General features: G+C 37.9%; 16 protein-coding genes. 12 read left to right on the forward strand and 4 right to left on the reverse strand.

Translation table 11 applies throughout. The features are described from left to right. The first annotated feature begins 5 nt into the window (after window positions 1-5). From ACESZH_RS16175 to ACESZH_RS16200, 6 genes are all read left to right on the forward strand, one after another. Window positions 6-1,082: a tyrosine-type recombinase/integrase gene (locus ACESZH_RS16175; protein WP_373217708.1), complete on the forward strand. Its 1,077-nt coding sequence runs from the start codon at window positions 6-8 to the stop codon at window positions 1,080-1,082. After that, window positions 1,070-2,392 carry a helicase RepA family protein gene (locus tag ACESZH_RS16180; RefSeq protein ID WP_173729166.1) on the forward strand — a complete coding sequence of 441 codons (1,323 nt, stop codon included), beginning with the start codon at window positions 1,070-1,072 and terminating at the stop codon, window positions 2,390-2,392. The genes ACESZH_RS16175 and ACESZH_RS16180 overlap by 13 nt, the downstream gene beginning before the upstream one ends. Then, window positions 2,367-2,600, forward strand: a complete 234-nt coding sequence (locus tag ACESZH_RS16185; RefSeq protein ID WP_173729167.1) for a complexin-2 — start codon at window positions 2,367-2,369, stop codon at window positions 2,598-2,600. Before ACESZH_RS16180 ends, ACESZH_RS16185 begins: the two co-directional genes overlap by 26 nt. Before the next feature lie 157 nt (window positions 2,601-2,757). Beyond that, window positions 2,758-2,979, forward strand: coding sequence for a DUF5348 domain-containing protein (locus ACESZH_RS16190; RefSeq protein WP_173729168.1), 222 nt, complete (start codon window positions 2,758-2,760; stop codon window positions 2,977-2,979). Window positions 2,980-3,199: 220 nt separating this feature from the next. Then, a complete protein-coding gene (locus ACESZH_RS16195) occupies window positions 3,200-4,618 on the forward strand; it encodes a plasmid recombination protein (protein WP_373217706.1) in 1,419 nt (472 codons plus the stop codon). Beyond that, window positions 4,600-5,013: a TnpV protein gene (locus ACESZH_RS16200; protein ID WP_373217705.1), complete on the forward strand. Its 414-nt coding sequence runs from the start codon at window positions 4,600-4,602 to the stop codon at window positions 5,011-5,013. The genes ACESZH_RS16195 and ACESZH_RS16200 overlap by 19 nt, the downstream gene beginning before the upstream one ends. Before the next feature lie 112 nt (window positions 5,014-5,125). On the opposite strand, the gene ACESZH_RS16205 is transcribed toward ACESZH_RS16200, so the two are convergent. Continuing rightward, a complete protein-coding gene (locus tag ACESZH_RS16205; protein ID WP_173729169.1) occupies window positions 5,126-5,404 on the reverse strand; it encodes a hypothetical protein in 279 nt (92 codons plus the stop codon). Between the two features lie 98 nt (window positions 5,405-5,502). Between ACESZH_RS16205 and ACESZH_RS16210 the strand changes: the two genes are divergently transcribed. Continuing rightward, window positions 5,503-5,730 (forward strand): helix-turn-helix domain-containing protein, encoded by a 228-nt coding sequence (locus ACESZH_RS16210; RefSeq protein WP_173729170.1) that lies wholly within the window; start codon window positions 5,503-5,505, stop codon window positions 5,728-5,730. Window positions 5,731-5,762: 32 nt separating this feature from the next. Here the strand turns inward: ACESZH_RS16210 and ACESZH_RS16215 are convergent, their stop codons facing one another. Beyond that, the gene (locus ACESZH_RS16215; RefSeq protein WP_173729171.1) at window positions 5,763-6,212 is read right to left on the reverse strand and encodes a very short patch repair endonuclease; all 450 of its coding nucleotides are present in this window, start codon (window positions 6,210-6,212) and stop codon (window positions 5,763-5,765) included. Between the two features lie 190 nt (window positions 6,213-6,402). Between ACESZH_RS16215 and ACESZH_RS16220 the strand changes: the two genes are divergently transcribed. From ACESZH_RS16220 to ACESZH_RS16240, 5 genes are read left to right on the forward strand one after another with little or no spacing between them, the layout of a single operon-like run. Further along, window positions 6,403-6,612 (forward strand): helix-turn-helix transcriptional regulator, encoded by a 210-nt coding sequence (locus ACESZH_RS16220; protein ID WP_173729172.1) that lies wholly within the window; start codon window positions 6,403-6,405, stop codon window positions 6,610-6,612. After that, window positions 6,612-7,820, forward strand: a complete 1,209-nt coding sequence (locus tag ACESZH_RS16225) for a DNA cytosine methyltransferase (protein WP_244093063.1) — start codon at window positions 6,612-6,614, stop codon at window positions 7,818-7,820. Before ACESZH_RS16220 ends, ACESZH_RS16225 begins: the two co-directional genes overlap by 1 nt. Beyond that, the gene (locus tag ACESZH_RS16230; protein ID WP_173729173.1) at window positions 7,807-8,547 is read left to right on the forward strand and encodes a PmeII family type II restriction endonuclease; all 741 of its coding nucleotides are present in this window, start codon (window positions 7,807-7,809) and stop codon (window positions 8,545-8,547) included. Before ACESZH_RS16225 ends, ACESZH_RS16230 begins: the two co-directional genes overlap by 14 nt. 34 nt (window positions 8,548-8,581) lie before the next feature. After that, window positions 8,582-9,847 (forward strand): DNA adenine methylase, encoded by a 1,266-nt coding sequence (locus ACESZH_RS16235; RefSeq protein WP_173729174.1) that lies wholly within the window; start codon window positions 8,582-8,584, stop codon window positions 9,845-9,847. After that, complete coding sequence (locus ACESZH_RS16240; RefSeq protein ID WP_173729175.1) at window positions 9,844-12,117, forward strand: ATP-binding protein; 2,274 nt, start codon at window positions 9,844-9,846, stop codon at window positions 12,115-12,117. The genes ACESZH_RS16235 and ACESZH_RS16240 overlap by 4 nt, the downstream gene beginning before the upstream one ends. A gap of 580 nt (window positions 12,118-12,697) precedes the next feature. Here the strand turns inward: ACESZH_RS16240 and ACESZH_RS16245 are convergent. Together ACESZH_RS16245 and ACESZH_RS16250 are read right to left on the reverse strand one after the other, a co-directional pair. Then, window positions 12,698-13,105 carry an HI0074 family nucleotidyltransferase substrate-binding subunit gene (locus tag ACESZH_RS16245; RefSeq protein WP_373217703.1) on the reverse strand — a complete coding sequence of 136 codons (408 nt, stop codon included), beginning with the start codon at window positions 13,103-13,105 and terminating at the stop codon, window positions 12,698-12,700. Next, window positions 13,086-13,367, reverse strand: coding sequence for a nucleotidyltransferase family protein (locus tag ACESZH_RS16250; RefSeq protein WP_373217702.1), 282 nt, complete (start codon window positions 13,365-13,367; stop codon window positions 13,086-13,088). Before ACESZH_RS16250 ends, ACESZH_RS16245 begins: the two co-directional genes overlap by 20 nt. Window positions 13,368-13,596: the final 229 nt, after the last annotated feature.

Below are 13,596 nucleotides of genomic sequence, written 5' to 3' on the forward strand. Positions count from 1 at the left end.
TCTGAATGTCAATTACGAGAGAAGAAAATGGGACTTATACTTCACAGGTTAGAGTAAAGGACTGGACTGGGAAAACAATTCATAAAAAGAAGCGGGGTTTTAAGCGAAAAAAGGATGCTAAAGAATGGGAGAGACAGATGCTTTCTCAGGGAAACATTTTGAATACAACCTTGAAAGACTTCTTTGAAATCTATCTGGAGGATAAGAAAAATGTGATTAAACAACGAACTGTTTATAACAAACGGGATGTATTCAGAAAGCACATTTTTCCTTACTTTGCTGATCGTCCAATGAATAGTTTTAAAGCTCCGGAACTGATCCAGTGGCAGAACAAGATTACATCAATGGGATATAAACCAACGTATCTTAATGATATTCATAAGCATTTTCAAGCAGTATTCACTCATGCTTGCAAGGTGTATGATCTGGCAGAAAATCCGTTTGAAAAGATGGCGCGTATGGGAAAACCGGATGCAGATGAAATGGTGTTTTGGACGATAGACGAGTATAACGCATTTATCGCTCAGATAGAACCCGGCGCAAGATATTATGTTCTGTTTGAACTGCTTTTCTGGACCGGAGCCAGAATCGGCGAAGCCCTTGCCTTGACAAAAGCCGATATTGATACAGTAAATTATCGGTTGAGGATTAACAAAACGTATTACCGGAAGCATAAAGAAGACTTTATTACTCCTCCTAAAACGGAACAGTCAATCAGAACTATTGATATTCCAGAGTTTCTGGTAAAGGAATTAAAAGAGTATATGGACAAGCTTTATGGACTTCAGGAAGATGACAGGATTTTTCCGATTGTGGCTGAGTCAGTACAGCACAAAATGAAAAGAGTGATTGAAAAACATCATCTGAAAAAAATTCGTGTCCATGACCTTCGCCACAGCCATGCAGCGTACCTGATCGATCATGGTGTACAGCCGCTGATGATCAAGGAACGGTTTGGACACAAGGATATCCGTGTTACCTTGAATACTTACGGGCATCTGTATCCAACAAAGCAGAAAGAACTGGCGGAGATGTTAAATGCCCAGCGAGAGGAAGGGAGGAAAACGGAATGCAGCGTTTAAATAAAAAACAGACTGTTTCAGATTCATCAGCTCTGCATACGGAGTTACTAAGCTCGCCTGGCCCGCTCGCTAAGGAACTCCAGTATGTTGGCGCAGATGTGAAACAGTCCGTAATAACTGACAAGAACATTATACCAGAAAGTACGAGACAGGTACAACAGCAAAATTCCGTGAATAGGACGAAAAGCAACAGCATGGTGGGGCAGAATGCCCCTCATGCACTGAAAGTAAAATCTATGACGGAACTGTATGATACAGTTTATCCGCCCAGTAAACCTGTGGTAGAAGGACTGTTATATAACGGAACTTATCTGTTTGTGGGAGCACCAAAGGTAGGAAAATCCTTCTTTATGGCACAGCTTGGATACCATGTGAGTAAAGGCATTCCGTTATGGAATTATCCGGTTACACAGGGCGCCGTACTTTATCTGGCATTGGAAGATACGGAAGAGCGGCTGCAGAAACGACTGGCAAGGATGTTCGGTGTTGAGGACAGCGAGAACTATTATTTTGCAGTTGAGGCAGAAACTCTGAATACCGGATTAGAAGAGCAGTTGAATCAGTTTGTTGAGCAGCATAAAGATGCAAGGCTGATTATTATTGATACACTGCAGAAGGTAAAGGAAATAGGTGGAGATAAATTCAGTTATGCGGATGACTACCAGAATGTTACACGATTAAAAGCATTCAGTGATAAATATGGTGTTTGCATTCTTCTGGTACATCATACAAGAAAACTGGATTCTTCCGATAGCTTTGAACGTATTTCCGGTACCAATGGTCTGCTGGGAGCTGCAGATGGTGCCTTCGTTATGGAGAAAGAGAAGCGAACAGATAATAAAGCAACGCTGGAAGTTGCGGGACGTGATCAGCAGGATCAGAAAATATATCTGCAGTTTGATCGGGAACATTGTCTGTGGAAATTCGTGAAAAATGATGTGGAGTTATGGAAGAAGCCGCCAAATCCTCTGCTTGATGCAGTAGCTGCATTGATAAAGAATAGCAAAGTGTGGACAGGAAGTGCTACAGAGCTGTCGGCTTTACTTACGGGTATTGAGATAGAAGCCAATGTACTTACCAGAGCTTTGAATATTGCAGTAGATGATTTGCTGGAAGATTATAAGATTCGATATTCCAACAAGCATACCAGTAAAGGAAGTCTGATTAGTCTGCGGTTAATGGATGAAATGACGGTAAGTGACGATATGACGGTTATTTCCGGTACGGAAACGGTACTGAAAACAGCGTCACAATCGTCAGAACCGTCACAGGAAGGAGACACCAATGAGAAACGTACAGATACCGTTTGAGTTGTTTTGCCAGCTTTTACAATACCATTTGATGGAAAATTATAATCTGGAAAATAGCATTAAACAGGGATTGGAAAAGAAATTGGATGCGTTGGTGATGCATGAATTGTATGGGAAATCGAAAAGCGCAGCCACCTTGGAAGAAAGAGAGAAAGCCCGACAGGAGTATCTGGACAGGCGAGGAGTAGCGGAGGAGTTTCGATGGTAGTTTTTTCTGATCACCTTATGACAGGGGCGTGACACGCTCCTGTATCAGTGGCAGATAAGGCAAGGCTTTGGAAGTAAAATCGGAAAGGATTGACAAAGAGAGGGAGCCTTTTTTCGGGGCATCCTTTCTGGTCAGATTGTGAAAGGAGATTTCAACTATGAGACAGGGAAGATTAGGATACAACAGCAGCAATGACAGATATGGATTATTATCAGCAGATTTATGGATTGATACCGGATTTCATTGCGGAGAGTGTCTGGAAGTTCTGGTAGACGGCAAATGGGTAGAGACCAGAATGGAAATGGATGCTGCCCGGAACTGGTATCTGGTAGGAACACCTTATCGTGGTGATCTGGAGTATATCAGAGCCAGGATATAACCGGGAGCAGCTGCATCGACCGTAGGGAGAAAAAGATCTTCGCCCCGCTTCGGTCGGTGCAGAACAGACGTCCTCAGACGTCTTGTACCCCCGGTAGGGCGCAAGGGTACTTTTGATGGACGGAACGGCTGTCGAAAGTGCTTTTGCGTTACTTTTGACAAAAGTAACAAAACCGCCGTATCCGGCACTGTTCTATTAGAAAAGGAAGGGGGAATGCTTATTGAAAAGAACAATCAGTGGAATGATGGGTGCAGGGTCTCTTGCGCATAATCGAAGAGCTTTTATTGCAGAGAACGTGGATTCTGATCGGACGCATCTGAATGTAAAATATTATGATGAGAATCTCCGAAAGGTTTACCATGAGCTGTTTGACGAAGCAGTAGAAAGATATAATGCAGTACAAAAACGAAATGACCGTAAGATTACTGATTACTATGAGAAAATCCGTCAGGGGAAACAGGAGAAATTATTTCATGAGATGATTATCCAGATTGGAAATAAAGATGATATGTCATCAGATACGGTTGAAGGAGAAACGGCTGCTAAAATACTTGACGAATATATGAAGGACTTTCAGCAACGGAATCCGACTTTACGGGTGTTTAATTGTTATCTTCATATGGATGAAGCCACTCCACATCTGCATATTGATTTTGTGCCTTATATATCCGGATGGAAGGGAAAAGGATTGGATACCAAGGTATCATTGAAACAGGCGTTGGCCTCACTCGGATTCAAGGGTGGAACAAAGCATGATTCAGAATGGAACCAATGGATCAATCATGAAAAAGAAGTGCTTGCTGGTGTTATGGAGAGACATGGTATTGAGTGGGAGAAAAAAGGCACACATGAAGAACATTTGTCAGTTTATGATTACAAGAAAAAGGTGCGATCAGAGGAAGTAAAAGCTCTGGAAAAGGAAAATGCCCTCCTGACAGTGCAAAATGAAAGTCTGATTGGACAGATGGTGGAATCCAGAGCTGACATTAAAATATTGGAGCAGACGAAAGCAGATGCAGAAAAAGCTGTAGAAGAAGCTAAAGATAGAGCTGATCATGCGGAAAAGGAAGCTGAGAAGCACGAAAAAAGACTTGAAAATTTAAAACCGATAATAGATAGCATGAATGCTGAAACGGCGGACTTCAAGGAAAAAATAGAAGAGCAGTTACCACAGGCAGGGACTTTGGAATTAGCTTCTTCCTATCGGGAGAAAAAGGCGAAGCCATTGTTTATCCGCATGAAAAATAAAATTGCATCGTTGGCTGTAAGAGTTGAACAGGTCACACAGAAGCTAACAAATGCTCGTATAGAAATTAAAATCTTGAAAAGAGAGAAAAAGTCATTGCAGGAAGAAAATAGTATATTGATTGAGAAAAATAAGGAACTTCAAGAGGAAAACGCAGTACTGAAAAGTATAGCAATTATGTTTGACCGGGTTGTTCGTGTCATGGGTGAAGATACCGTGTTTCTGGCGGTTCGAAAAGATGAAGAGAGGGAAAAATTTGAAAATAGGAAGAAAGAACAGCCGGAAAAAGAACAGAGTGTATTGAAAAGGCTTGAAATAGCCAAACAAACTGTGGCTGTACGAGAAGAGGACAAAATAAAGAGCAAACCAAAGAAATGGAATATGGAAAGGTAGGAATGAATATGGAAAAGCACATTTATGACGAGAATAACGGATTAACTTATTCCTTATATGGAGACTATTACTTGCCAGATTTAGCGGTACCGGAGGAAGAAACGGCGAATTACGGGAAGTATGGGATGTTAAGAAAAAACTATTTGAAAGAGCATAAACAGTGGTACTATCAGTCGATGGTATTATCCGGGAAATTAAATGAACATTTGAACATGGTAGATAAGGAAGCACATGAGATGGTAGAACTTCTGATAAAACAAATGGCGGTGCAGCAAGGGATAACGGAGCAACTGAAAGCGGATGCTCCCATAGTATGGGTACAAAAGATGAATGCGCTGAAGAGTACAGCGGAGGAAATTGTGCTATATGAAATAGTTTATGTTATGTCGCATTAGAAATGAAACACTTGTAAGTGAATAAAGATGCCAACTAGAGGGATTAGGATTATCTATATGCAGTATTTTAAATTAAAATAGTCATAAGCAAAGAGACAAGGTTAAAAATTTATTATGAAACCTTGTCTTTTTGGTTCTTGGGAGTCGTATCAAAGAGAATACTTTGCAATTCTTCTAATCTTTTTTCGAGTTTGCCTATGTAATGATATTGCCAACATATGGTTCCGGGAAGAAGAGCGGCTAAAGCAGCGGACACAATGAGTGGCTTTAGAATACCGTTGTCACTACTGCTTGCAAAAGCATAAAACAGGTTAATGAACAATACATAAAAATAAGAACAAAAAAATAGTAAATAGCCAGTAAATGATATAAGTTTCTTTAATATACGCATAAAAACTTCACCTCTTCCAAAAACTATTTTAGCGATATTCTCGCTAAAATGCAATAGCGAATATTCCGCTAAGATATGATTGCCATGAGGTGATGACAATGTATCAAAAAATCAGGGATTTGAGAGAAGATAAAGATTTGACCCAGACACAAATTGCAAAGATATTGAATTGTAGTCAGAGAATATATAGTAACTATGAGCGCGGTGAAGTCGATATTCCTACGCAGGTTCTGATTAAGTTGGCAGAATTTCATGGAACAAGCGTAGATTTTCTTCTGGGGCTTACAGACGAAAAGAGACCATATCCAAGGAAGAGAGACAAGTGAACTTCGGATCAGCGTGATGTAGAGAATATATTTCAATTGAAAAGATCATTTGAGAAAGAATCTATTTGTGAATCCCAGATGACCTCTTCAATAACTTTAATACATTCATCGGTTCGTTTGGTAATATCTTGTCCCCAGAAGTGAATTACTGTCCAGCCAAGAAATAGAAGCTTTTTATCAGTTTCCATATCGCGAGTCCGGTTCCGTTCAATTTTTTTAATCCAGTATTCCGGATTTTTCCCCTTCTCTAAACGCAACTTAAGAACTTCCCAGTCTTTTCCGTGAAAGAATTCACTATCACAGAAGATGGCAATTTTGTATTTGGTCAATGCAATGTCCGGCGAACCCGGAAGAACTTTGTAATTCTTGCGATAACGGTAGCCTTTATGCCATAGGGCTTTCCTAAGCCGTACTTCAATAGAAGTGTCAGAGCTGTGTATTTTGCTCATATTTTTTGATATGGCTTCTTGTGTGCGGGACATGATGATTCCTTCTTTGCGTTTTAATAGATGAATATATTTTAACAGGAAGTAGCAAAGGTGTAAATGAGTTGTAAGGAAATAGATGATAGTAATCCCTAAATATCTATATGAGAAAGTATTTGATTGACTGTATAAATGATTTGATTTATACTGAAAAGGTAAAAATTGATTTTAGAAAGAGGTACCCTGAATGACTATTTCAGAACAAATAAAAGTATTATGTGTCCGGTCAAATATCAGTGTGGCAGAATTGGCCCGAAGAGTAGGAACTACTCCACAGAATTTTGGCGGAAAAATGAAGAGGGAGAGCTTTACAGTATCAGAGCTAGAGGATATAGCTGATGCGGTAAATAGTTCATTTGAAAGAAAATTTGTACTGGAAAACGGAGAGGAAATCTGATGGGCACTATTATGAAATATGAACAATATAGCAAGTATTACGATAATAGGGATGTAATTTCTTTGTTTTCTGGTGCTATGGGATTGGATATCGGACTGGCAAAAGCAGGGCTTAATGTTGTCATTGGTCAAGATTTTGACGCTTCCTGCGTAAAAACAATGCGGGCAAATGGACATAAAGTGTTAGAAGGAGATATCAGGGAGATTGAGCCACAACAATTATTAAGTTTAACAGGTTTACATATTGGAGAACCATTTCTTATTTGCGGAGGGCCACCTTGTCAGCCCTTTTCTACAGCAGGAAAAAGACTGGGGATAAATGATCCGAGAGGAAGCCTGTTTATGGATTTTATCCGGATGATTGATTATATCCGCCCCCGATTTTTTGTTATGGAGAACGTAAAAGGAATCATGTCTGCACCGCTTAAGCATGTTCCTTTAGCAGAAAGGGATGAAAAGGATCCTGAGCAGCGTTTGGGAACGGTATTAGACGTAATATTGTCAGAGTTTAATAAGTTGGGATATAAGACGGTTTATGGGGTATTGGATGCTGTTAATTATGGAGTACCACAGTTTAGAGAACGTTTTGTGTTGATTGGGAGCAGAGATAATGAGGATATCTTTTTGCCGATACCAACCCATTTCCAGATGCATCAGAATCAGGAATATCAGTGGCAGTCAGTGAGAAGTGTGATTGAAGACTTAGAATTTGATAGCGGTGAGTGTGCTACCTTAAGTGATGAACGTTTGAAATTTCTCAAGATGGTTCCGCAAGGTGGGAACTGGAGAGATTTACCAGAGGATATAATACCAATAGCGATGGGTGGGGCTTATACATCAGGCGGAGGCAAGGTTGGATTTTATAGGCGGCTTTCTTATGATCAGCCGTCACCAACCGTGGTGACATCTCCTGTTCAGAAAGCTACGATGATGTGTCATCCTACCCAGAACAGACCGTTGAGTGTGAAAGAATATGCCAGAATTCAGCAGTTTCCAGATAACTGGATTTTTACAGGAACCACAGCTGCAAAGTACAGGCAAATTGGTAATGCTGTCCCGGTTGGTTTAGCAGAAGCTATAGGTAAGGCTGTCATAGCTGTTGCTGATAAATCTGCAGTAATAGAGACAAAAAGATTTAGAGGCACAAATGTACATAACAGAATTAAAAATGCGATAGAAATAGGAGGAAATATGTATGCCGTTAAATAATTCCTATGATGAACAGGCCGTTATTCAGGCAATAGCTTCTGCGTTGGAGACATTTTATGGGACATTGATTGAAAAGATAGATGCTTTAAACATACAAAAGGTCATGAAACGAAAAAATCCATATTTATATCGTGCAAAAGCCATGCAGAGTGCTGCGGAAATAGTAGAATCTGTATTGACTGCTTTTGTAAGTTCCAGTGAGGAGACGATATTCGGAAATTGCTTTTTTGAGCCAATTGCCATTGCAGCCAGCGGAGGATATAAGGCTTTGGCAGAAGGCATTGATATTATGATTCAGAACAATGAGACGAATACTATTTCTGCTATTGCGGTTAAAAGTGGACCGTCTGTGTTTAATGCTGATAGCAAAAAGCGACAGGAGCAGAACTTTACAGCAGCCTCTAAATTGGCACAGCAGGCGAAAGCAAGATATGAAGCGTATATCGGTTACTGTTATGGCAAGAAGAAAGAATCTGGACGTGGTAAACCGAAGATGTATCAGGAACTTGCCGGTAAGAGATTCTGGGCAGAATTGACTGGTGATGAAGAATTTTATAAGAAAATTATTGTATATATGGGAACAATGCCGGAACAGTATGTGGCGGACTATAAGGAAAGCTACAATAAGGCAGCGAATAGACTGGTAAGAGAATTTTCCAATAGTTTCTGTAAGGAAGATGGAAGCATTGACTGGGAGAAATTGGTGGAGTTTAATTCGGGGGATTGAGCAATAAAACAAGAAGAGTATTGGAGAGATAAAGATGAGTTTGGCGGAAAAATTAGACAGATATAATATGGAGTATTGGGATTTTAAAAATTCTAAAATTGATGGAATCCACAAAATTGCAAGTTATCCAGCACCAATGGTTGCTCCAATGCAACACGAATTATTACAGTTATTAGTTGACGAAAATCCGGCTTATCATAAGATGCTAGACCCATTTCATGGAACAGGTGTTACTCTTGTAGAAGGGCAGCAAATAGGATTAGAAGTTTTCGGTATTGATATTAATCCTTATGCGCATATTATCGCATTAGCTAAGCTTGAAAAATACGATCCAAATGAAATACAGATGAGTAATGAAATATTATTACAACATATTGAAGTATTGAAAAAAAGCGGAGACTATACAATTCATTGTTTCGATAATATTAATAAATGGTTTAGGAATGATGTTATTAATGACTTATCTGTGATACGAACGGCCATCATGTTACAAAATAATTGTAAAAATAGGCGATACTACTGGCTATGCTTTGGAGAGATTGTAAAAAAATACAGTAATACTAGAACATCCACTTTTAAATTACATGCTAAAGATGAAGAGAAAATAAAAAATATGGAGAATAATATTTATGAAGATTTTAAAAATAAAATTGAAGAGACATATAAATTAATCGGATATCCTCCATTAGGAAAATATAGATTGGAGTGTGGTGATTCAAATAGTATAATGCAAAAAATACCAAAAGAAACATTTGATATTATTTGCACTTCTCCGCCGTATGGTGATAATGGGACAACTGTTACGTATGGACAGTTTTCAATGTTACAATTGTTATGGATAGATAGCAATGATTTTCAATATGATATTTCAAGTATTGATAATTTTTCAAAACTTGATTCACTTAGTCTGGGAGGAACATTATCAAGGAAAAATGCGTTTTATTGTTCACAATTGGTTAATGAATACATAGAAAAGATATCTCCCCATAAACGGAAAAAAATAATGCAGTTTTATGCGGATTATGAAAATTCCTTTCGTGCAATGACACGCTTACTCAAAAAAGGGGGGCGTATGGTACTTACGTTGGGAAATAGGAAGGTGGATGGAATAGAATTTCCATTTACGGAAATAAATGTAGACCTTGCAAAACACTATAATCTGAGTGTCGAGTATGTAATAACGAGAAATATTTTGAATAAAAGAATGCCAAGGAAGGTATCAAGATTGTCAGATGGACAATCTGTCAGCTCTATGTCAAAAGAGACTACTTTATTATTGAAAAAGGGATGCGAAAGATGAAAGAGATTAATGCTAATATTTTAGAAGGTAAATATGAGGATATTCTGGCGGCAGTGCAGAGTCCAGTTATAACATTAACCGAATTAATAAAAAATGCTGCAGATTCGTGCTTGAATAATGAAGATCCCATAATAGTCAGTATATCCGAGGAAAATAGGACAATAGAAATAAGGGACACTGGAGTTGGTATTTGTGAGGAAGAAATTAAACATTTAGGAGAAGCTGGATATTCATCAAAAATGAAAGGGGATAATATTTCTTCACCAATTGCTAATCCGTTTTCAGGTAGTAAAGGATTAGGTTTATTAACAGCTTTTTTCATAGCTGAAGAGCTTGAAATGAAAACGTATTCTAAAAAGGATGAGAAAGCATATTGCATAATTTGGAAAAAAGGTGATCAAAAGTATAACTACGAAGAAATAGAAGAAAAATTTACGGGAACAAAAGTTCTGCTAAAAAGTGTTGATAGTGAAAAGTTAAAGATGATTTTGCTTCCAGAGGAAAAAGTAAAGTTATTTATGACATCGCTGAGATTTTTCACGAATGATACAAATCTACCTAAAATTCAACTAATTATTGATGGACGTGAAGAAAGTTTTTATCCTGTAGAAACACTTGAAGAATATTATCATAAAAATAAGGCAGATAATAAGGGTTTTATTGCCAAAGCAAGTTTTAGGTATGAGGATAATCAAATTACATTGTCTTATGAGGATAATGTAACAGGATTTTATACGTTTGCAGATAAAGTTATTGATTTAAAAGAGAAAAAAAGTGTTGATAGATTTGCAACAGATATAAAGATACCTGAAAAGGGTGTAGTGCCACTTAGAAAAATTAGTGAATCAGAGTTGTTTGATCCGAATTATGTTTCAATAACTGTACCGACGTTCTCTGGAGTTTTTTATACTTGGAGAAATCAGAAGGATGATCAGTTGGAACAGTGGCCAGCAGGCATAAGGATATATGTAAATAATTATAGCTTGTATAGATATCTTGATAAAGATAATGATTGGCTAAACTTGTCAGAGGTCAGTCAGAATGTAAAGGCTACTAACTATAAATTGAAAAATACTTATGGGTATTTGGACATGGATTGTTATAATGAGAATAAAGAAAGCCTAAAAATTTCAAAAGAAAGAAATGATTTTGTAGATTCTCTAGCACAAAGAAAATTTATTAAAATAATGCGAGAGATAGTGGTGGCTGCATTTACAAGAATTGATATTGCTGTAAAAAATCCTCCTATTCAATCACTGGGTATTAGATCCAATACGCTTACTGCTCGTCTCGGGGATAAAATTGAATTAGGTCAAAATGTTATTTGCAATAATATTGGTTTGGATGATGTGAAAGTAAATTATAATAAGTCCGAAATATCTATTGATGAAGAGTGGAATGTACAGACAACAAAAGCAGGTACATATATTGTAGAAGTGTCTTTTGAGCAGACGGTATATAACATTAGTTTGGTTTTTAAGGAGAAGATTCCGGAGTTTTCATTGACGAAAAATTCAATTGAAGTATATAAGGGTAATTCAGTTAATTTGCGGGAATTTATTTCTCGGAGTTCCTGTAAAGATGTATTGCCAGATAATATACAGATAAGTTCGCAATATACAACAACGGTAATAAAAAATGATTTGTTCGGAAAAGATAATGGAGAAGGAAAACATATTATTTTGTATAAATATGGAGACTTTCAAAAAACTTTAATTGTAAATGTTAAAAAGATTGAAAGGCAACCTGGCGGTGGAGCAAGATCAGCTAGAATAGATGCACTGTTTCCGAAAATGGATCAATTGAGAAGTAAATCCTATAAAATTCCAGAACTGATTGATGCGATATCTTCGTATTATACAGAAGCTCCAACCTTGTGTATGGCAGCGGTTAGGATTTTGGTTGAATCATCATGTAAAACATTTTTCCAATATATGAAAGATGAAGAAAATAATTTTAGTTTCCCTAGTTTGGTAAGTCGAACATTAATTTTACAGAGCTGTGTTGAGACGGCACCGGATTATCAGAAATATGTTGCAACGCAATCTCCTGAGTTCATTAGTGCATTTAAAACCATTTCAAATCAATACAAAATAACGTTGTCAAAAGACGTCAAAGCCAATATTAATAATCATGTGAATACGATTGGTTTGAATATGTTTGTACATAATCCACAGGTTATTGCTTCAGATGCAACGGTGTTTATGTCGATGCAGGTATTCGCTCCGATGCTTAATTTCATTTATGATATATTATTAATTGAAAAATAATAAAGATATAATGGCTACATTTTGGCTACAAAATTTTTAGAAACTACAGATTTTCTGCCGAAAATAATATAATCGAGACAATAAAGCCATAGAAAACAGCCATTTATCACCAGATATTGCAATCTCAAAGTCCGTGAAGGTGGACGTACTGTTGGATCAGGCCGTGTTGCTACCGTTATCGAGTAATTTGAATATTGCTTGAATTTAAGGGGCTTTCCGAGAGATCGGGAAGCCCTTTTTTTCAGTTTTGAGGAAGTGGTAACCGTGCCGTGAGTTTATTTTGAGTTTGAAAGTCTGGAAAATTGATACAAATTTTAGACGAAACTGCCCAAAATGCCTGAAAACAGTAGAGAATAATGGAGAAGTGATATGTTAGAATGCTCCTTAAAACCATGAAGGTGGACGTACTGTTGGAACAGTCCGTGCTGCTGTTGGCAAGTAATTATGGATAATCGAACGGATTTGGGTCCAAGCATAAGATTACCCGGAGAACTATCGTTTTCCGGGTTTTTCTGATATTTAATATTGAAGCATTGGGAAACCGAGAGAGTAAAGCAAACAGCACTGCTTACTCCCTGGACTACAGGTGCTCATAGTATTTGGAGACATGATTTTTAAATTTGTCAAACAAGGGGTAATACACATTTATGATATCGCTGAATTTTTCAGCGGCAAAAGTACCGTCATAGTCATGGGCAAGCTGATTTCTTACGCGAAGCATTTGCATCCATTGGTCATCATCAATGATGCGGTTGGTAAAAGCCTGCTGGAGCGTTTCTCGGGGAGAGCCGATTGCAAAGTCCAGGATTTCCATCTGTTTGATAAGAATATCCTTCATTACTTTCCAGGAAATGTCAAAAGTAAGATTAAAGTTTAGTACCGTTCCCTCCAGGACAAAATCCTTCTCCGGATCGGCATGCAGGCTTTTTTGCAGGTTTTTGAGACTTTTGCAAAAGGTATTATAACGGTTAATAGATTTGTTTTCCATGTTTTTTTATGTCCTCCAGCAGAAATGGATTGTTGATGCTGTCATAATCAAAAATATCTATTTTACGGAGCGTGTCTATTTCCGCCAATTCCTCTTCCAGTTTTAAAAGATCCCTGCATCCATAAACAACAAAATCTATATCACTGGTCGATGTTGCTGTGCCAGTAGCGAAAGAGCCGAAGAGATCCAATCTCTGGACGTAATTCTTCTTACAGATTGCGGTTACTTTTTCGATGAGCTGCGAAATCGGCATTACATTCATGATAAAATCTCCTGATATGATACGGTGTATATTTTGAATTTTAGCAGTTGCAGCCGCAAAAGACAAGGGGAATCCGATAAAATAGCTTGGCAGAAATAAAATTGCCCCGATCAGCAATCCGCCGCAGTCGATGAATCATGCGTGTGGTTTGCTGTTAGCGATTTCATGAGCTGTCGCTGATGTGATTTCATCGCTTGTCAACAGGTTGCTCAGTTTTCTGTCTTTATTT

The sequence above is a fragment of the Ruminococcus sp. 5_1_39BFAA genome (genome assembly GCF_964240875.1).
Taxonomy (GTDB): Bacteria; Bacillota; Clostridia; order Lachnospirales; family Lachnospiraceae; genus Blautia_A.